Annotated in this window: 17 protein-coding genes; 1 reads left to right on the top strand and 16 read right to left on the bottom strand. The window is 63.6% G+C overall.

Going from position 1 to position 16830, the window contains the following annotated elements; all coding sequences use genetic code 11:
• Positions 1-6 precede the first annotated feature (6 nt).
• From HF027_RS09445 to HF027_RS09390, 12 genes are all read right to left on the bottom strand, one after another.
• The gene (locus tag HF027_RS09445; protein ID WP_168015062.1) at positions 7-381 is read right to left on the bottom strand and encodes a translation initiation factor Sui1; all 375 of its coding nucleotides are present in this window, start codon (positions 379-381) and stop codon (positions 7-9) included.
• Between the two features lie 171 nt (positions 382-552).
• The gene (locus HF027_RS09440; protein ID WP_168015061.1) at positions 553-1230 is read right to left on the bottom strand and encodes an HAD family hydrolase; all 678 of its coding nucleotides are present in this window, start codon (positions 1228-1230) and stop codon (positions 553-555) included.
• A gap of 367 nt (positions 1231-1597) precedes the next feature.
• Positions 1598-2266 (bottom strand): HAD-IA family hydrolase, encoded by a 669-nt coding sequence (locus tag HF027_RS09435; protein ID WP_168015059.1) that lies wholly within the window; start codon positions 2264-2266, stop codon positions 1598-1600.
• 54 nt (positions 2267-2320) lie between these two features.
• Positions 2321-3628: a TRAP transporter large permease gene (locus tag HF027_RS09430; protein WP_168015057.1), complete on the bottom strand. Its 1308-nt coding sequence runs from the start codon at positions 3626-3628 to the stop codon at positions 2321-2323.
• Positions 3625-4236 carry a TRAP transporter small permease gene (locus tag HF027_RS09425; protein ID WP_168015055.1) on the bottom strand — a complete coding sequence of 204 codons (612 nt, stop codon included), beginning with the start codon at positions 4234-4236 and terminating at the stop codon, positions 3625-3627. Before HF027_RS09425 ends, HF027_RS09430 begins: the two co-directional genes overlap by 4 nt.
• 62 nt (positions 4237-4298) lie before the next feature.
• Complete coding sequence (locus HF027_RS09420; protein ID WP_168015053.1) at positions 4299-5309, bottom strand: TRAP transporter substrate-binding protein; 1011 nt, start codon at positions 5307-5309, stop codon at positions 4299-4301.
• A gap of 112 nt (positions 5310-5421) precedes the next feature.
• The gene (locus HF027_RS09415) at positions 5422-6519 is read right to left on the bottom strand and encodes a LacI family DNA-binding transcriptional regulator (protein ID WP_168015051.1); all 1098 of its coding nucleotides are present in this window, start codon (positions 6517-6519) and stop codon (positions 5422-5424) included.
• A gap of 260 nt (positions 6520-6779) precedes the next feature.
• Complete coding sequence (locus tag HF027_RS09410; protein ID WP_168015049.1) at positions 6780-7757, bottom strand: 2-hydroxyacid dehydrogenase; 978 nt, start codon at positions 7755-7757, stop codon at positions 6780-6782.
• A gap of 29 nt (positions 7758-7786) precedes the next feature.
• Positions 7787-8776, bottom strand: coding sequence for a sugar kinase (locus tag HF027_RS09405; RefSeq protein ID WP_168015047.1), 990 nt, complete (start codon positions 8774-8776; stop codon positions 7787-7789).
• A gap of 44 nt (positions 8777-8820) precedes the next feature.
• Entirely contained in the window at positions 8821-9660 is an 840-nt protein-coding gene (locus HF027_RS09400; RefSeq protein WP_245184629.1) for a sugar phosphate isomerase/epimerase family protein, read from the bottom strand.
• 30 nt (positions 9661-9690) lie between these two features.
• Complete coding sequence (locus tag HF027_RS09395) at positions 9691-10734, bottom strand: LacI family DNA-binding transcriptional regulator (RefSeq protein WP_168015045.1); 1044 nt, start codon at positions 10732-10734, stop codon at positions 9691-9693.
• Positions 10735-10868: 134 nt separating this feature from the next.
• Entirely contained in the window at positions 10869-11900 is a 1032-nt protein-coding gene (locus HF027_RS09390; protein WP_168015043.1) for a sodium:calcium antiporter, read from the bottom strand.
• 450 nt (positions 11901-12350) lie between these two features.
• Here HF027_RS09390 and HF027_RS09385 point away from each other — a divergent pair, with 450 nt between their 5' ends.
• The gene (locus HF027_RS09385; RefSeq protein WP_245184627.1) at positions 12351-12947 is read left to right on the top strand and encodes a histidine phosphatase family protein; all 597 of its coding nucleotides are present in this window, start codon (positions 12351-12353) and stop codon (positions 12945-12947) included.
• Between the two features lie 40 nt (positions 12948-12987).
• Here the strand turns inward: HF027_RS09385 and HF027_RS09380 are convergent, their stop codons facing one another.
• From HF027_RS09380 to HF027_RS09365, 4 genes are all read right to left on the bottom strand, one after another.
• Positions 12988-13296 carry a hypothetical protein gene (locus HF027_RS09380; RefSeq protein WP_168015041.1) on the bottom strand — a complete coding sequence of 103 codons (309 nt, stop codon included), beginning with the start codon at positions 13294-13296 and terminating at the stop codon, positions 12988-12990.
• A gap of 54 nt (positions 13297-13350) precedes the next feature.
• The gene (gene fba / locus HF027_RS09375) at positions 13351-14415 is read right to left on the bottom strand and encodes a class II fructose-bisphosphate aldolase (RefSeq protein WP_168015038.1); all 1065 of its coding nucleotides are present in this window, start codon (positions 14413-14415) and stop codon (positions 13351-13353) included.
• 75 nt (positions 14416-14490) lie between these two features.
• Positions 14491-15663, bottom strand: a complete 1173-nt coding sequence (locus HF027_RS09370) for a phosphoglycerate kinase (protein WP_168015036.1) — start codon at positions 15661-15663, stop codon at positions 14491-14493.
• Between the two features lie 52 nt (positions 15664-15715).
• Positions 15716-16798, bottom strand: a complete 1083-nt coding sequence (locus tag HF027_RS09365) for a type I glyceraldehyde-3-phosphate dehydrogenase (RefSeq protein WP_168015034.1) — start codon at positions 16796-16798, stop codon at positions 15716-15718.
• Between the last annotated feature and the right edge of the window lie 32 nt (positions 16799-16830).

The raw sequence follows: 16830 nt of genomic DNA, 5'->3' as shown, positions 1-16830 counted from the left end.
CTTCACTTAACCGCCGGCCAGCTTGACCTTGTACCCCTTGGCTTCCAGTGCGTCCTTCAAGGCCTCTCGCTGATCGCCCTGGATCTCGATCACCCCGTCCTTGACCGCGCCGCCGGTGCCGCAACGCTTCTTGAGCGCCTTGGCCAGGGTCTTTAGCTCGGCCTCGGGTAGCGGCACGCCGTCGATGAGGGTTACGCCCTTGCCCTTGCGACCGCTCGTCTCGCGGCGGATGCGCACGATGCCATCCAGGGAAGCGAGACGCTCGCGTTCTGCCAGTGCCTGACACTCGCAGTCGTTGATCGGCTGGCGGCAATCGGGGCAGGTCTCGCCGTGCTCAGTGGAATAGACGAGGCCGCGCAGTTGATCGTTCAGGGAAGCCATGTCGCGCTCCTGGCGCTGAAAAATGTACGACACCATGATAACGCAGTCGATAGCGAAGCGCCGAGAGTGATGCCTTGGCGGGTCTATCCGCGACACATGCTTCGACCGCCACTTGTCCACAACGCATCGCGCGGCAGGAGGTGTGGACAAGTCGGTGTGGCAAGGCGTTGATCAGAGACTGGCGACGGCCTCATGCGCCAGGTGGGTGATCACGGTAGGCAGCTGATGCATGTTGCTGATCTGGATCGCCCCTTCGGGTGTGGTCTCGACATCCGGGAAGCGGTTCAGATGAATCACTTGCATGCCGGCGGCCAGTGCCGCCTTGACGCCGACGATCGAGTCGTCGATGGCAACGCATTCATGGGCTTCATAGCCCATCAGGGTCGCAGCATGCAGGTAAAGGCAGGGGTCCGGCTTCCAGCACTTTGCGGTATAGCCGCTAAATAGTCGGTCGCCGAAATAGTCACTCAGGCCAGAGGTCGATAGGCCCGTGCGAATCTTGACCTCTGGGCCATTGGAGACCACTGCCCGGGGATAGCCGGCCAGTGCGTTCAACGCTTCGCGAACACCGGGCAGTGGCGTGACCTCGCTGGCCAGTCTTTCGGCCAGGCGAGAACGCATGGTGGCCTCACCGTGGCGTAGGGCATCAGGGTCGACCGCACCGTGACGGCGTTGCAACTCGGTGACGATGTTGATGAAGCGGGAACCGCGAAACTCGCCCATATAGTCGCTGGGCGTGAAGGGTAACCCCAGTGCTGACAGACTGGCCGACATTTCGGCAGCCAACAGGGGTTCGCTGTCGACCAGGGTACCGTCGCAGTCGAAAAGCAGGCATCGCGGAATTGTCATCGCCGATCCTCTGAGGCAAGACAGGGGAACATCATACCAACCTTACCGTTATCGGCACGCTTCGCCGGATATGGATTTCTGTGGTGTTGGATCATACCGCCAGTGTAGTCAATTTTGGAACAGTGTTCTTTAATTTGCGGTGTCGTGATTGCAATTTTAAGTGTCGCGTCGACGTTGTGGAACCATGCCGGCAATGATCGCCGGCACGGATTGTCGTGACGCAAGAAGACGAATACGTCAGCAAGCGGGAATGGGCGTGTAGTGAGCGAAGTGGCTAATCAGGCGGGTGTCTCGTCCGACATGCGGGCAGCAGCGACGGCTGCCGAGCCGACAAGGTGCATAACCAGGGGCTTAAAAAATCGCTTAATCAGTCGCTTAGCTGGGAGAGTCGTTCGATCACCGCGGGCAGTTCACGGGCATGGAGAATGGCGTGGGCGCCTTCGGGCGTGATTTCTTCGCCGGGAAAGTGGTTGAGATGCACTACCTGCATGCCGGCGGCGAGCCCGGCTTCCACGCCCACAGTGGCATCATCGATCACCACACAGTGACTGGGTGGATAGCCCATGGCCTCGGCGGCCTTGAGGTAGAGCGCCGGGTCGGGTTTCCAGACCCCCAGGGGATAGGCACTGAACAGGCTGTCGCCGAAGTGGTGTGCCAGCTGGGTGCTTTGCATGGCGCAGCGGATCTTGGCCTCCGGGCCGTTGGAGACCACGGCGCGGGGATAGGCGGCGAGTGCCTCCAGCGCGCTCGGCATGCCATCGACCGCCTTGAGCTCGGCTTGCATGCGCGCCGCCATGCGCTCGCGCATGGCAGCCTCCATATCTTCTAGTTGTTGCTCGCCGAGAGCCCCGAAGCGTGCCTCGAGTGCTCGGACGATGGCCAGGAAACGCACGCCACGAAACTCCTCCATGTATTGCCGGGCGCTGAAGGGCAGGCCGAAGGGCGTGAGGACCTCCGCCATGACCTCGGCAAGCAGGACCTCGCTATCGACCAGGGTGCCATCGGAGTCGAACAGCAGGCATAGGGGCTGCGTCATGAAAACCTCGCGAGAACAGAATAAGACGGGCTCACCTCGTGAGCCCATGGAAGATCAAACAAAATCCGGTGCGATCAGGCGCGGAATCGCCAGTACCAGGTCTGGATAGACGATCAGCAGCACGATCACCGCGAGCATCACCGCCAGGTAGAGCAATGTAGTGCCGAGCGCCTTGAGCAGCGGAATGCCGCCGATCTTGGCCGAGATCATCAGGCAGAGTCCATAGGGCGGGGTGATCAGGCCAAGCCCCAGTGCCATCACGCCGATGACCCCGAACTGGACGGGATGCACTCCGGCCTGCATGGCCAGTGGCTGGAAGATGGGCGCCATGATGGCCATCGCCGGCAGCGAGTCCATGAAGGTGCCGATCAGCAGCATCACCGCGGTCATGATCAGCAGCAGCACGATCGGATCGTTGATGCTGACGCCCGCCATCAGCTTCGGGGGAATCTGATAGAAGCTGATCAGGTAACCAAATATCGCCGCACCGACCAGGCTGAACAGTGATAGCGAACACAGGCGTACGGTGTCGGTCGAGGCGTTAAGTACCTGACGCGGGTTGAGCTCCCGATAGACCACGAAGCCCAGCACCAGGGCATACAGCACTGCGATCACGGCCGCTTCGGTGGGGGTGACCAGTCCCAGCGTGATGCCACCGATGATGACCACCGGAATGCCTGCGGCCAGCAGGCCGTCCTTGCCGGAGCTCATCAGCTCAGCAAGCGACGCCCGCTTTCTCACGGGTACCTGATAACGGCGCACATACCCCATGTTGAGCGCCAGCTGTGCACCGCCGATCATCACCCCGGGCAGGATGCCGCCGAGGAAGAGTCCGGCGATCGAGGTGTTGGTCAGCGCGCCCCAGACGATCATGTTGATCGAAGGCGGGATGATGATGCCCATCACCGATGAAGCAGCGGTGACCGCCACAGCAAAATTGACCGGATAGCCCTCACGCTTCATGGCGGGAATCAGCACGGTGCCGACGCCCGCGCTATCAGCGGTGGACGAGCCTGAAACGCCAGCGAACAGCATGCTGACCATCACGTTGACGTGGGCCAGCGCGCCCTTGAAATGGCCGACCAGGCGCATGCAGAGGGTGATCAGGCGGTCGGTGATGCGGGCGGCGTTCATCAGGTTGCCGGCCAGCAGGAACAGCGGTACGGCGAGCAGCACGAAGGAATCCATGCCGTTGTACATGCGCTGGAACATCACCCAGTAGGTGAGCCGCGGGTCCAGGGTGATGATGCCGACAGCGGTCAGCACCAGGGCCATGGCGATCGGTACACCAGCAATGATCAGCACACCGAGCAGCGCAAACAGCAGCCATGGCAACACGAAGATCCAGTCCATGGGGATCATGAGGGGCTCCTGTCATGGTCGGAAAGGGTGGGAGGTAGGTCACCGAGGGCGGCGGTGCTCTGATCGCTGCTCTCGAGCACTGCATCGAGTTCGTTGGGGGTGTTGAGGGCAGCTTCCATGCGGGGCATGCCCTCGAGCATGGCATGCAGTAATCGCTGGGCGCTGAACAGCAGGATGAAAACGCCACTGACCGTGAAGGCCGAGTAGACGTAGATCATCGACAGGCCGGAGGCGGTGGCGCTGCGCCTGAGGCCTGAGAGAGCGAAATCCTTGCCGTAGACAATGAAAATGACGCCCACTGTCAGACAGGCCAGATCTCTGATCCAGCGGGTGATCAGGTCAGCCCTGGAGCCGCGGGGGAAGGCTTCGAGCACGAAGTGATCGGCGTGCAGCACCCCCACCGCGGTGCCCAGCATGATCATCCACTGGAAGGCGAAGCGGCTGAATTCTTCGGTCCAGTACAGTCGCGGCATCAGCGGCAGGTTGCGGCTGACGATCTGGTAGATGATCAGCACGATGAAACCGGCCAGCAACGCCAGCAGGATCAGGTACAGGCCACGTTCCAGAAGCCGGTTGAGGCGTGACAGGCCGTGAAGCAGAGTCGGCATGACGCTGTCCTCGGTTGGGAATGTAGAGAAGATGCCGGGGCACCAAGGCCCCGGCACGGCCATTATCCGGCGTTAATGATCTTCTGGTGGAGCTCGGTCAGCCCCATGTCCTCGATCACCTCGGCGAGGGGCGCCTTGACGATTTCCTGCATGCGCTCACGGTCGAGCTCATGCAGTGTCGCGCCTTCGGCCACCAGTTGATCCAGCGCCTCGGCATCCTGCTTGAGCTGCACTTCACGGGCGTAGTGGGCGGCTTCCTGCGCGGCGGCCATGACCGCCTGCTGTTGTTCGTCACCCAGGCGGTCCCAGGCCATCTCTGACATGGTCAGCAGGCGCACGGTGATATCGTGCTGCGATAGACCGATATGAGGCGCTACTTCGTGGAAGCGCATGCGATGGATCCACTCGGCTTCATTGAGCAGGCCGTCGATAGCGCCTAGCTGCAGGCCGGTGTAGATCTCCTTCCAGGCCATCACGGTGGGTTCTGCACCCAGCGCCGACCAGGCGGTGATCAACGGCTTGGTGGGGTTGGTCCGCAGCTTCATGCCTTCGATGTCATCAAGGTTTTCCAGCGGTCGCGTGCTGACGACCTGGCGCTTACCGCCGCCGAAGAAAGCCAGTATCTTGACGTCGGTTTCCTCGCTGATCTGGTTGGCAATGTCGCGGCCGACGTCGCCATCAAGGACGGTCTGCCAGTGCTCGACGTCGCGGTACAAGAACGGGATCGAGAAGACGTTGGCGGTCGGCGAGAAGTCGGTGATCAGCCCCGGGTTGATGATCGACATGTCCAGCGCGCCAGCCATCTGCTGCTCGAACATCTCGGTTTCATGGCCGAGTACGGAGTTACCGAGAATCTGGACGCCGATCTCGCCGTCGCTTTTCTCGCCAATAAGCTCCTGAAATTTCTCGGCGCCCAGTTGATAGGCAGTGTCTTCGGTGCCGCCGTGGCCAAAGCGCAGGTCGAATGCCTGAGCGGTGCCGGCGATGCCCAGCGCGGCGGTCACTAGGGCGCCGGTCAGCAAGCCGCGCGTCAGGGTGGGGAGTGCTTTTGGATCGATCCAGTTCTTGGTCATGTCGATACCTCTGTGAGTTCGTTGTTGTAGTGAGTTCGTTGTTGTAGTGAGTTCGTTGTTGTAGTGAGTTCGTTGTTGTAGTGATTGACGGCGTTGGAGCAGGTGCCGCGTGTCAGGCGCTGCTCAGGGAGGGGCCAGCCGTGGCCGGCGACGTCGCGGGAATCTCTGTTGATGAACTACCACAGGACTCGCGAACCTGGAGCCGGGGGGCGAGCACGACTTGCTCGCGCGCCCCGTCGGGATCGGCGATGCGACGCAGCGCTAGTCGCGCCGCCTCCTCGCCGATGGCGTAAGGGTGGGTGGCGACACTGGTCAATGCCGGGTCGCCAAGGGTCGCTTCCTCGACATCATCAGTGCCGATCACCGCGCAGTCCTGTCCCGGTGTCAGGCCCAGGCGCTTCAAGCCCAGCATGGCACCGAAGGCGACCAGATCGTTGTGGCAGATCACCGCAGTGGGGCGGGGCGTCTCGCGCATCAGCGTTTCGATCAGCTCAAGGCCTGCACTACGGGTCACGTTGCCGCGGACCAGACGCTGATAGTCGAGGCCATGATGGGCCAGTGCTTCCGTGTAGCCCTGCCAGCGTTCCTGAGTCGCCGAATGCTCGGCATTGCCGCCGAGAAAGGCGATGCGCCGATGGCCGAGGGCGACCAGATGGTCGACGGCCTGATGCACGCCGAGGACGAAATCGCTGCTGGCGTAGTCAAAGGGCGGGGCGCCGATATGGCGCAGTACCTGGACACAGGGCAGTTGCCACTCGGCCAGGGTATCGATCAGCGACGGCGGCGTGCCCTCGGCCGGACACAGCAGGATGCCATCGACGCTATGCTCGCGCATGCGCTCGAGAAAGCGCTGCTGACGCTCCGGTGAGTCCTCGCTGTTGGCCAGGAATGAAACGTAGCCTTCCTTGTTCAGGGCCGCATCGATGCCCGCCACCATGGCGCCGAAGAAGGGATTGGCGATGTCGTAGACCACGACGCCGAGGGTCGAGGTGCGGCTGCCACGCAAGGCGGCGGCGCCGCGGTTGTAGACATAGCCCAGCTCCTTGATCGCCCGCTGCACCTTGAGACGGGTGCGCTCGGCCACCAGCGGACTCTCGCGCAGAACCAGCGACACCGTCGAGCGAGACACCCCTGAATGCGCGGCAATGTCCTGCAGCGTGATGCTACTGGAGTCGCGACGGGGTGATGTACGAGCGGTGTCCTGGGTCATGTAGTACTCCGTGGTGAACGGGAAATTGCATCTTTTTGGATGGGTCTAAATCTAGAAGATCCCCTGGCACCTACCAACTCATCTTTAGTCTATGATGGCCGCTCGGTGGGCACCGACGGTGGTCAGCCAGTACCACGCTTGACCCACTGATAAAGGTTTCATGAGTGCCCACGGCCATACGCCGGCCACGGCGGTATGTATGCCGGGCCGGGAAAGCGGTAGCGCAGGCAGGCGGCCAGCCAAGGGCCGCCAGGACGGACTCAGTCGTTCAAGAGTTCGTCATTGACCGGGCTGATGGGGCGTTTGCCGCTTAGCGCCAGGGTGATGTTATCGACGGCTCTTTGCGCCATGGCGGTGCGGGTTTCCACCGTTCCCGAGCCGATGTGCGGAAGCGCCACCACGTTGGCCATCTGTGGCAGCGGCGACGCCTCGGGCAGCGGCTCTTGCTCGAAGACATCAAGGCCCGCGGCGCGGATCTCGCCTTGCTCGAGCGCCTCGATCAGGGCCTTCTCGTCGACCACCTTGCCACGCGAGATATTGATGAAGATGGCCGATTGACGCATGAGCCCGAACTCTCGGGCGCCGATCAGCCGTTCGGTCTCGGCACTCAGGGGTACCGTGACACAGACGAAGTCGGCGGTTTCAAGCAGTTCATCGAACTCGCAGCGTCGCGCGCCCAGCTCGTCTTCCAGGGCCGGCTTGGGCGAGGCATTGGAGTAGAGAATACGCATGCCGAAACCCAGGGCGCCCCGGCGAGCGATGGCGGCGCCGATGCGGCCAAAGCCCACCATGCCGAGCGTCTTGCCGTGAACGTCGGAGCCAAATTGCGCCTCGCCGATGCTGGCTTTCCAGTCACCACGCTTGACGAACTCGGCAAGCTCCACGGCACGCCGGGCCGTCGACATGATCAGCAAGAAACCGGTATCGGCGGTGGTTTCGGTCAGCACGTCCGGGGTGTTGCACAGCAGGATGCCGCGCCGGGTCAGTTCCTCGACCGGATAGTTGTCATATCCCACCGAGATGCTGGCAATGGCCTCGAGGTGCGGCGCCTTGTCGAGTAACGCCGGTGTGACCTTGAGGCCGGCCCCTACCAGGCCATGCGCCTGCTCCAGTGCCGCGAGAAAGGCCGGGTCATCGGCGGATGCCAGCGGGTCGAAGTAGTCGACATGGAAATCGCGGCGCAACTGGCCGAGCTGATCATCGTTGAGGCGGCGAAACGCCACGATACGCTTTTTCATTTAAGGCTCCTTATGTACGAGGACTCGGCTCACTGGCCTTTGGATGTGTCGCTGCTGGCTTCCAGGCTCGCCAGGTGGTCTCGATGCGGCAGGCCTTCCATGTCGCCGCGGACCTGCACCGCCTCGGCGCCAATCAGGTTGCCGCGCCGCAGGGCCTCGCGGGGGGCGCGTCCGTCTAGCAGGGCACTGATCACGCCCACCGCGAAGCCGTCGCCGGCGCCGACGGTATCAACGACTGTCGGCACAGGGATGCCGGCTATCGTGAAACTTTCCTCCTGGCCGCCCAAGACACCGCGGTAGTAACTGCCCTCGGGGCCAAGCTTGATGATCACCGCCTTGACACCACGCTCGAGATAGAAACCGGCGATATCATGAGCCGTCTCCAGCCCGGTCAGGCGTTGGCCCTCGGCGAGCCCCGGCAATACCCAGTCAGCCTTGGCGGCCATGGCATTGAGGGTGCTGGCCATCTCGGCCTCACTGCGCCAAAGGCTTGGCCGCAGATTGGGGTCGAAGGAGATGCTGGCACCTGCCTCGCGTGCCTTGTCGAGCATGTGAAAGGATAACTCGCGGCAGCTCGCCGACAACGCCGGGGGAATGCCGGTGGCATGCAGATGGCGCCAGGCACCGACGTCCACCGCGGTTGCATCACTCGGTGAGAGCCGGCTGGCGGCGCTGCCGTGGCGCCAGTATTCGACGTGCGGGTCGGCGCCATGTGCGGCGCGTGCCTTGAATACCAGGCCGGTCGGGTGGTCCGGGTCATTGATTAGATGGCGGCAGTCGAGGCCTTCGGCCTCCAGGGTGCGGCGAATATAGTGCCCGAAACTGTCATCACCGACCCGACTCAGCCAGCCCACGTGGAAACCCAGACGGGCAAGGCCGATGGCCACGTTGGTATCGGCCCCGGCAATGCGGCGCTGGAAATGCTCGACCTCGGATAGCTCACCCAGGTGCTCGGCGACGAACATCGTCATCGCTTCTCCGAAGGCGACCACCTCGGGTGGTGTATCGTGTGATGGCATAAAGGCTCCTCTTGTTTAGGCGTAACGTGTTATTGGTGGCCGACTTAAAGGGCTCGCAGTCGCTTGATCTGCTCACAGGTAACATCCACCAGCGGCGATCCTTGCAGGGGGTATTCGATAGCCCGGGTCACGCCAGCGGGGAAGTGCGCCAGCAGCGCTCGCCATTCGGCCAGCTCCCAGTCGTCAGGCACGCTGGCGTGGTGTCTGTCGCGCTCGACACTCACGCCCTTGCAATGCAGGTAGCGCACATAGGGCCCCAGCGCCTGGGCGGCGGCCAGTGGGTCGACTCCCGTCCACTGCCAGTTGCCAATATCGAAGGTCATGTACAGAGGGCAGTCGGCGGCCTTGGCATCGGCAAGGGTCGCGGCCATCGGTGCGAGGGTGCCGCCCTCCGCCGTCTGGTCGTTCTCGACCAGCAGCAATGGCGTAGCAGTACCTTTTAGCGCGTCGCATAGCTGCTGCCAGGCATTGATGCGACTGGCGGGCGAGGCATCCGAGGCGTAATGGCCAAGCGAGAACTTCACGGCCACCGCACCCAGGCGCCGGCTTTCCTCCAGACGCGTCATGACACCGGGCGCCAGGCTGTCGCCGTTCCATAGCGCATCGGCGGCAGAGTAGACCACGCCCAGTGAAGTCTCTGCGCCTGCGCGCCCCAACGCCTCGAAATCGTTAAAACCATCGGGCAGCAGTTCCCGGCGGATTTCCACGCCGTCGGCGCCGGCCTCTTTGAGCCAGGGCAGAACGGCCGCCTGGCCGTGCTCAGCGATCAGCGAGTGACCGAATGCCGAGGTGGCGACCAGTACCGCAGCGCTGTCCGAATTGGCCGACGCATGTGATGGGAACGTTACCATTGAGGCGCGTGGCGTGAGTGATCTAGCGGTCATGGGATGTCTCCTTGAAGGCGGCGAGAGGTGCTAGCGAGGCGTGAGAGGGGCGGGGCGTTGGGTAGAACCGCGTGAAATCAGCTGCGCCTGATACTGGATGCGCCGCGGCGGTGCCGCATTGCCACGGTTCTCGAGGCGTTGCAGCAGGGCCTCCACGGCGGCACGACCGATACCCTCGGTGGGCTGGGCCAGTGTGGTGATGCCCGGCGTGACCAGATCGCACCAATCGAGTTCGTCGATGCCCATCAGCCCGGTTTCCCCTAACACCACGCCCTGAGCCTGTAACGCTCGCGTGACGGCAAGCGTGACATGGCCATTGGCGCATAGCAGGGCCTTCGGCTGCTGGGAGGGGGCGGCCAGAAAGTCCCTGATGGCGTGCTCGAGTGCGGCATGATCCTTGTCCAGCGACAGGCTGGCCGCCTTGCCCTCGAGTCCGCGCACGACGAGCTGCTGTTCGAAGCGCTCGCGGCGAAGCTGGCGGGAGCTGGCCTGCGAGGTGGGCTCGCTGAGGTAGAGCAGGTCGCCATAGCCCTGGGCCGAGAGGTGATCCAGTGCCATGTCGATGGCCCGTGCGTTATCGAGACCGACCTCGTCGGCCTCGAAGTCACCCAGCGAGCGGTCCAGCAGCACCAGGGGCGTTCCCTGCTCGGCAATCTGCTTGAGCTCGCGGCTGGGTTGGCCCGCGGCATTGATCACCAGGCCCTCGACCCGATAGGCGGCAAGCAGTGCCAGATGATCGCGTTCCTGAGCCGGGTCGTTGTCGGTATTGCACACCATTAACGAAAAACCGCGGGCTCGGCAGGCCTGCTCGACCCCGTGCATCACCGCTACCGAGAAGGGATTGAGAATATCCGCCACCAGCATGCCGATTAGTCGCGAATGCCCCCCCTTGAGGCCACGAGCCATCTGATTGGGGCGGTAATTTAAGCGTTTGGCGGCACGGGCAATGCGTGTCTGCATCGTTTCCGACAGGCGATTACGTTCGCTGCTGAAGTAGCGCGATACGCTGGTCTTGGAGACGCCGGCATCACGGGCGACTTCCAGGATGGTGGCACGGTTGAGGTTGTCGGCCATGAAGGGGATCGACCTTGAATGGGAACGTTACCATCGTAGGTTCGTCAGTGGTCGAAGGGCAAGTTTTCAGGGCTAGACAAAGGTCGGGTAGTGGGCTGCTTCTCGGTCCGCCTCACCCGGGATGTGAGGCGGGCTCAGCCGGAAGTGAACAGCAGCGACAGCACGCCTGCCAGGTAGCAGGCGGCAATGGCCACGCTCTCGAAGCCGATGCGCCCTGGTCCTTGGCGTTCGCGATGAATCATGCCCACCATCAGGATGGCAGTCATCAGCAGCGACAGGGCGACCCACAGCGCCACCGGGTCGGGGATGGCGTGATAGATCGACCCGCCTCGATAGGCGACATCCGAGGCGGCGACGAAGAGGGTATCGAAGGCGTTGCCGCCGATGATGCCGGCCACGGCAAGGGTCAGGGCGCCACGCCGGACGGCGGCCACCGAGGTGACCAGTTCCGGCAGCGAGGTGACCACCGCGGTCATCAACGCCCCGACGACGGACTGGCCGATGCCGGTTTCGATGGCGATCACCGAGGCGGCGCGCTCGAGCACCCAGCCGCTCGTGGCGAGGGCCAGTGCCAGGCCCAAGAAACTCAGCCACAGGGTCAGCAACGAGCGGGTCGCGGCCTGGTCGTCGGGAATGTCGGGTTGGGTGTCGCGGGTTTGCGCCGGCCGCCACATCGGGCTGTCCTTGGTGCGGTCCGCCAGACGCAGCCCGAACAGGTAGACCACGACCAGCAAGGGGGTCACCGGGTGAACCTGCCACAGGGTCCACTCCGGGGCGAAGCGCCCCACCAGAACCAGTGCCAGCAGACACAGCAGCAGGCTACCCTGCACCAGATTGCCGACGGAGGCGGCGGCGTGTTCCAGGTTGGCCCGTCGATGGACCAGGTCGGCGATGGTCAAAAAAAGGGTCTGTACGGCAATACCGCCCAGCGCATTGCTCATGGCGAGGGTCGGGTGGTCGGCCAGTGCCGCGGAGACCGACAGCACCAGCCCCGACAGTGAAGTGGCAAGCCCCAGCAGCACGGCACCGGCGATCGCTTCGCCGAGCCCGGTGCGGTCGGCCAGGTCATCGACGATATGGGCCAAGCGCGTGCCCGCCACGCCGATCACCAGCGTACAGCCGATGGTCAGTGCGATGGCGGTGCTGAGGGATAGATCGGTCAGCAAGTAAGGTCTCGTCAGTCAGAGTGGCGTGGTATACCGCGCCCTTGAGTATATCGCTCGCGGTGAGAAGCGCTGGGTGAGAAGGCCCATGACATGGCCGCTGGGCTATGTGGGTGACGCCTAAGCAAATTAATCAACAAAGGATACCACTCACCAGGCCAAGCCTTTCAACGTCGGCCTTCAGGCGAGCGTTATCACGCCGCGCAGCGACGTGGCCAGCCAGGCCTCGATTCGCCATGGGGTCGGCGAAGGCGACGTCTGGCTTTCCGCTTTCCGCGAACCTATCCAGATCAGGCGGGAGAGAAGACAAGAAAGAAGGCAAGGAGACAAGCCGGGGAGAGCAGATAAGCAGGAGGCGATGCGATCGTTGGTCTGCCCACCTAAGTCCTTGGCGATATGGGCTAGACTGACGGCACACCTTTCTCTTGCCGGTTACCCGATTGCGAGGTCCCGATGATTCGATGGCGTATGCGGCCACCGCTCAAGGCCGTGCTGATGCTGGCACTGCTTTTGCTGCTCATTGCTGGAGCGGGCGCGCAGCGCGAAGCTCTCGCTCAGGACAACGATGCCTGGGAAAGGCTTGCCAGCGGCGGTCACATTGCCCTGATGCGCCACGCCCTGGCGCCCGGTACCGGCGACCCGGCGGGCTTCGTGATCGATGACTGCGCCACCCAGCGCAACCTTTCCGCTGAAGGCCGTGCTCAGGCTCGCGCCATCGGCGAGCGGTTTCGTGAACGGGATATCGTAGTGACTGAGGTGCGCTCCAGCCGCTGGTGTCGCTGCCTCGACACCGCCGAGCTGCTGGGGCTTGGCGAGGTGATACCCACTCCGGCACTCGATTCCTTCTTTCGCGACCGCAGCGCCGCCGACCGGCAGACCCGCGAACTAGGCGAGCTGATCGAGGCCTGGAGCGGCGAGGGCACGCTGGTATTGGTTACCCATCAGGTCAATATCACCGCGCTCACCGGCGTTTATCCGCGCTCCGGCGAGATTCTGGTGCTGGCGCCCGAGGATGGTGCGCTTGAGCTGGTGGGGCGGCTTGAGAACTAAGGAGGGTCCGTAAAAGCATCGGGCAGAGATGCCCAAGGCGTCATTCAGGCAGGTTATTGCAGTTGTCGCGATACTGCGAGGCATCGGTGCCCAGCGCCAGGTTCTCGGTGGCGGTGTTGTAGTAGAAGCGGCCGCTCTCGTCGGCTGACAGCGTGTAGTCGCCGCACACGCCATAGCCCTTGTTGACCCGTGCCAGATGGGAAATCTCGGCGGGCGCCTGGCTATCGAGGCGTTCGCTGATCAGCTCGGCGATATGGGCATCGCGCTCTGCCTCGGAGTAGGCCTGGCCGCCGAAGATCAGGCCGGCAACAACGAGGATGGCGACGACGGGAATCCAGAGGTTATGCATGGCGGTTCCAAAAGAAGCGCCCACCGGCGAGGGCCGGTGGGCGGGGAAGGTCGCTTACTTCACCTGCGGGTCGAGTTCGCCGCGCTCGTAGCGCAGGAACATCTCTTCCAGGTTGAGCGGCTTGATCTTCGAGGCGTTGCCGGCGGTGCCGAAGGCTTCGTAGCGGGCGATGCAGACATCGCGCATGGCGCTGACGGATTCCTTCATGAACTTGCGCGGGTCGAACTCGGCCGGGTTGTTGGCCAGGAAACGACGCACGGCGCCGGTGGAGGCGAGGCGCAGGTCGGTGTCGATGTTGACCTTGCGTACGCCGTGCTTGATGCCCTCGACGATCTCGGAGACCGGCACGCCGTAGGTCTCGGGGATGGCGCCGCCGTGCTCATTGATGATCTCGAGCCACTCCTGCGGCACCGAGGAAGAACCGTGCATCACTAGATGGGTATCGGGGATGCGGGCATGGATTTCCTTGATGCGCTGGATCGACAGGGTGTCGCCGGTGGGCGGCTGGGTGAACTTGTAGGCGCCGTGGCTGGTGCCGATGGCGATGGCCAGGGCGTCCACGCCGGTCGCCTTGACGAAGTCGGCGGCTTCTTCCGGGTCGGTGAGCAGCTGTTCCATGTCGAGCTTGCCTTCGGCGCCGACGCCGTCTTCCTCGCCGGCCATGCCGGTCTCGAGGCTACCCAGGCAACCCAGCTCGCCCTCGACGGACACGCCGCAGGCATGCGCCATTTCGACGGTGCGACGGGTAACGTCGACATTGTAGTCGTAGCTTGCCGGGGTCTTGCCGTCCTCACCCAGGGAGCCGTCCATCATCACCGAGGAGAAGCCGAGCTGGATGGAGCGCTGGCAGACCGCGGGGCTGGTGCCGTGGTCCTGGTGCATGGCGATCGGGATATGCGGAAATTCCTCGATCGCGGCGAGGATCAGGTGGCGCAGGAAGGGCGCACCGGCGTACTTGCGGGCGCCTGCAGAGGCCTGAACGATGACCGGGGAATCGGTCTTGTCGGCCGCTTCGAGGATGGCACGCATCTGCTCGAGGTTGTTGACGTTGAAGGCCGGGACGCCGTAGCCGTATTCGGCGGCGTGATCCAGCATTTGGCGCATGCTGATAAGTGCCATGAACTCACCTGTTGTACATGATGACGGCGTGGCCTTGGCCACGCCGTGAGGATCAAAGAGTGTAGGGGGAATGACTTACTGCGCGGCCTCGAAAGCGTCGCGCAGGGCCGTGACGGCCGGCAGGGTCTTGCCTTCCACGTATTCGAGGAAGGCGCCGCCGCCGGTCGAGATGTAGGACACCTTGTCCGCGATGTCGTACTTGTCGATGGCCGCCAGGGTGTCGCCGCCGCCGGCGATCGAGAAGCCGTTGCTCTCGGCGATGGCCTTCGACAGGGCTTCGGTGCCTTTGCCGAACTGGTCGATCTCGAACACGCCGACCGGGCCGTTCCAGAGGATGGTGCCGGCGTCCTTGAGCAGGCCGCCCAGGCGCGATGCGGTCTCGGGGCCGATATCGAGGATCATCTCGTTGTCTTCGACCTGATCGACCGGCTTGGTCACGGCCGAGGCGTTCTCGGAGAACTCGGTCGCTACCACCACGTCGGTGGGCAGCGGAATCTCGACCTTTGCCATCAGCACCTTGGCCTGGTCGACCAGGTCAGCTTCATGCAGCGACTTGCCGACGTTGTAGCCTGCCGCGGCGATGAAGGTGTTGGCGATGCCGCCGCCGACGATCAGCTGGTCGCACTTCTCGGAGAGCGCGGTCAGCACGTCGAGCTTGGTCGAGACCTTGGAGCCGCCGACGATCGCGACCATGGGGCGTGCCGGATTGGCCAGCGCCTTCTCCAGGGCCTCGAGCTCACCCGCCAGCAGCGGGCCGGCGCAGGCGGTCGGGGCGAAGCGGGCCACGCCGTGGGTCGAGGCTTGGGCGCGGTGGGCGGTGCCGAAGGCGTCCATCACGAAGATGTCGCAGAGCGCGGCGTACTGCCTGGAAAGCGTCTCCTCGTCCTTCTTCTCGCCTTCGTTGAAGCGTACGTTCTCGAGCAGTACGACCTCGCCCTCGGAGACGTCGACGTTGGCCTCCAGATAGTCCTTGACCACGCGTACCGGGCGCTCGAGCAGTTCGCCCAGACGCTCGGCGACCGGCGCCAGGGAGAACTCCTCGACCGGTTCGCCCTCGGTGGGGCGGCCCAGGTGGCTCATCAGCAGCACCTTGGCGCCTGAGTCGCGGGCGGCCAGGATCGTCGGCAGGCAGGCGCGCAGTCGCGCATCGCTGGTCACTTTGCCGTTCTTGATCGGCACGTTGAGATCTTCGCGGATCAGCACGCGCTGGCCGGCGAGATCCATATCGGTCATCTTGCGAACATTCATCGGGGCAGAGTCCTCTGGGTTGCAAGTCAGGTGGAAGAGGTGAGTGCGATGATTAAGCCGGGGCCTCGAGCCGTGCCAGCCGCTCAGTGACATCGAGCATGCGGTTAGCGAAGCCCCATTCATTGTCGAACCAGCAGAGCATCTTGATCAGCCGGCCGCCGGCGACGCGGGTCTGGGTGGCGTCCACGATACCGGAGCGGGGGTCGTGGTTGAAGTCGATCGAGGCCATGGGTTCCTCGGTATAGCCGACAAGCCCCGAGAGCCGTTCATGACAGGCCTTCTTGAGCAGCGCATTGACGGCCTCGGCCGAGGTGTCCTGGCGCACACAGATGGCCAGATCCATGGCCGAGACATTGATGGTCGGCACCCGCACATGCAGGCATTCGAAGCGGTCCTTGAGGTGGGGCATCAGGCGGCTGATGCCGCGGGCAAGGCCGGTGTCGACGGGCACGATCGACTGCATCGCCGAGCGGGTCAGCCGCAGATTGGTCTGGTGGTAGGCATCAATCACCGGCTGGTCGTTCATCGCCGAATGAATAGTGGTGGTCACGCCGTGCTCGACCCCCAGTGCCTCGTCGAGCATGGTCAGCACCGGCACCAGGCAGTTGGTGGTGCAGGAGGCGGCGGAGATGATGCGACAGTCAGGTGTCAGGTCGGCGTCGTTGATGCCGGTGACGATGGTGGCATCGACATCGCTCTCGGCGGGCTGCGAAAACAGCAGGCGCTTGGCGCCGGCATCCAGGTGGCGGCTTGCCGTGGCGCGGTCCTTGAAGCTGCCCGAACACTCGATCACCAGGTCGATGTCCAGTTCGCGCCAGGGCAGGCGGTCCGGGTCCTGCTCGCTGAGCACGCGAATCGGCCGCTCATTGATATAGAGGTAGCCGTCGCGGCTCTCGACGCTGCCGGGAAAGCGCCCATGCGTGGTGTCGTAGCGAGTCAGGTAGGTGATGGTGTCGAGGTCGGAGAGCTCGTTGATGGCCACCACTTCAATGGCCGGCGCGGCTTCGTGCGGCCCGGCGTCAGTGACAGAGCGGTCATTCGGTGTCTGGGCGTCATGGGCCTGGCGCTCGGTCAAGGCGCGCAGCACGCATTGGCCGATACGGCCATAACCGTTGATGGCGATCCGATAGGCCATGGGACGAGGCTCAGGTTCCAAGATGTCGGGTC

Source organism: Halomonas salinarum (genome assembly GCF_012062845.1).
GTDB lineage: Bacteria > Pseudomonadota > Gammaproteobacteria > Pseudomonadales > Halomonadaceae > Onishia > Onishia salinarum.
Note: the sequence above shows the minus strand (reverse complement) of the source record. Positions and strands in the feature narration are given on the sequence as shown.

Bases quoted from the DNA above. Each gene is read 5' to 3' on its own strand.
- HF027_RS09405 (WP_168015047.1), bottom strand. From the start codon at position 8,776: ATGCCATCACACGATACACCACCCGAGGTGGTCGCCTTCGGAGAAGCG.
- HF027_RS09395 (WP_168015045.1), bottom strand. From the start codon at position 10,734: ATGGCCGACAACCTCAACCGTGCCACCATCCTGGAAGTCGCCCGTGAT.
- HF027_RS09445 (WP_168015062.1), bottom strand. From the start codon at position 381: ATGGCTTCCCTGAACGATCAACTGCGCGGCCTCGTCTATTCCACTGAG.
- HF027_RS09385 (WP_245184627.1), top strand. From the start codon at position 12,351: ATGATTCGATGGCGTATGCGGCCACCGCTCAAGGCCGTGCTGATGCTG.
- HF027_RS09440 (WP_168015061.1), bottom strand. From the start codon at position 1,230: ATGACAATTCCGCGATGCCTGCTTTTCGACTGCGACGGTACCCTGGTC.
- HF027_RS09365 (WP_168015034.1), bottom strand. From the start codon at position 16,798: ATGGCCTATCGGATCGCCATCAACGGTTATGGCCGTATCGGCCAATGC.
- HF027_RS09430 (WP_168015057.1), bottom strand. From the start codon at position 3,628: ATGATCCCCATGGACTGGATCTTCGTGTTGCCATGGCTGCTGTTTGCG.
- HF027_RS09400 (WP_245184629.1), bottom strand. From the start codon at position 9,660: ATGACCGCTAGATCACTCACGCCACGCGCCTCAATGGTAACGTTCCCA.
- HF027_RS09420 (WP_168015053.1), bottom strand. From the start codon at position 5,309: ATGACCAAGAACTGGATCGATCCAAAAGCACTCCCCACCCTGACGCGC.
- HF027_RS09370 (WP_168015036.1), bottom strand. From the start codon at position 15,663: ATGAATGTTCGCAAGATGACCGATATGGATCTCGCCGGCCAGCGCGTG.
- HF027_RS09425 (WP_168015055.1), bottom strand. From the start codon at position 4,236: ATGCCGACTCTGCTTCACGGCCTGTCACGCCTCAACCGGCTTCTGGAA.
- HF027_RS09410 (WP_168015049.1), bottom strand. From the start codon at position 7,757: ATGAAAAAGCGTATCGTGGCGTTTCGCCGCCTCAACGATGATCAGCTC.
- HF027_RS09380 (WP_168015041.1), bottom strand. From the start codon at position 13,296: ATGCATAACCTCTGGATTCCCGTCGTCGCCATCCTCGTTGTTGCCGGC.
- HF027_RS09415 (WP_168015051.1), bottom strand. From the start codon at position 6,519: ATGACCCAGGACACCGCTCGTACATCACCCCGTCGCGACTCCAGTAGC.
- fba (WP_168015038.1), bottom strand. From the start codon at position 14,415: ATGGCACTTATCAGCATGCGCCAAATGCTGGATCACGCCGCCGAATAC.
- HF027_RS09435 (WP_168015059.1), bottom strand. From the start codon at position 2,266: ATGACGCAGCCCCTATGCCTGCTGTTCGACTCCGATGGCACCCTGGTC.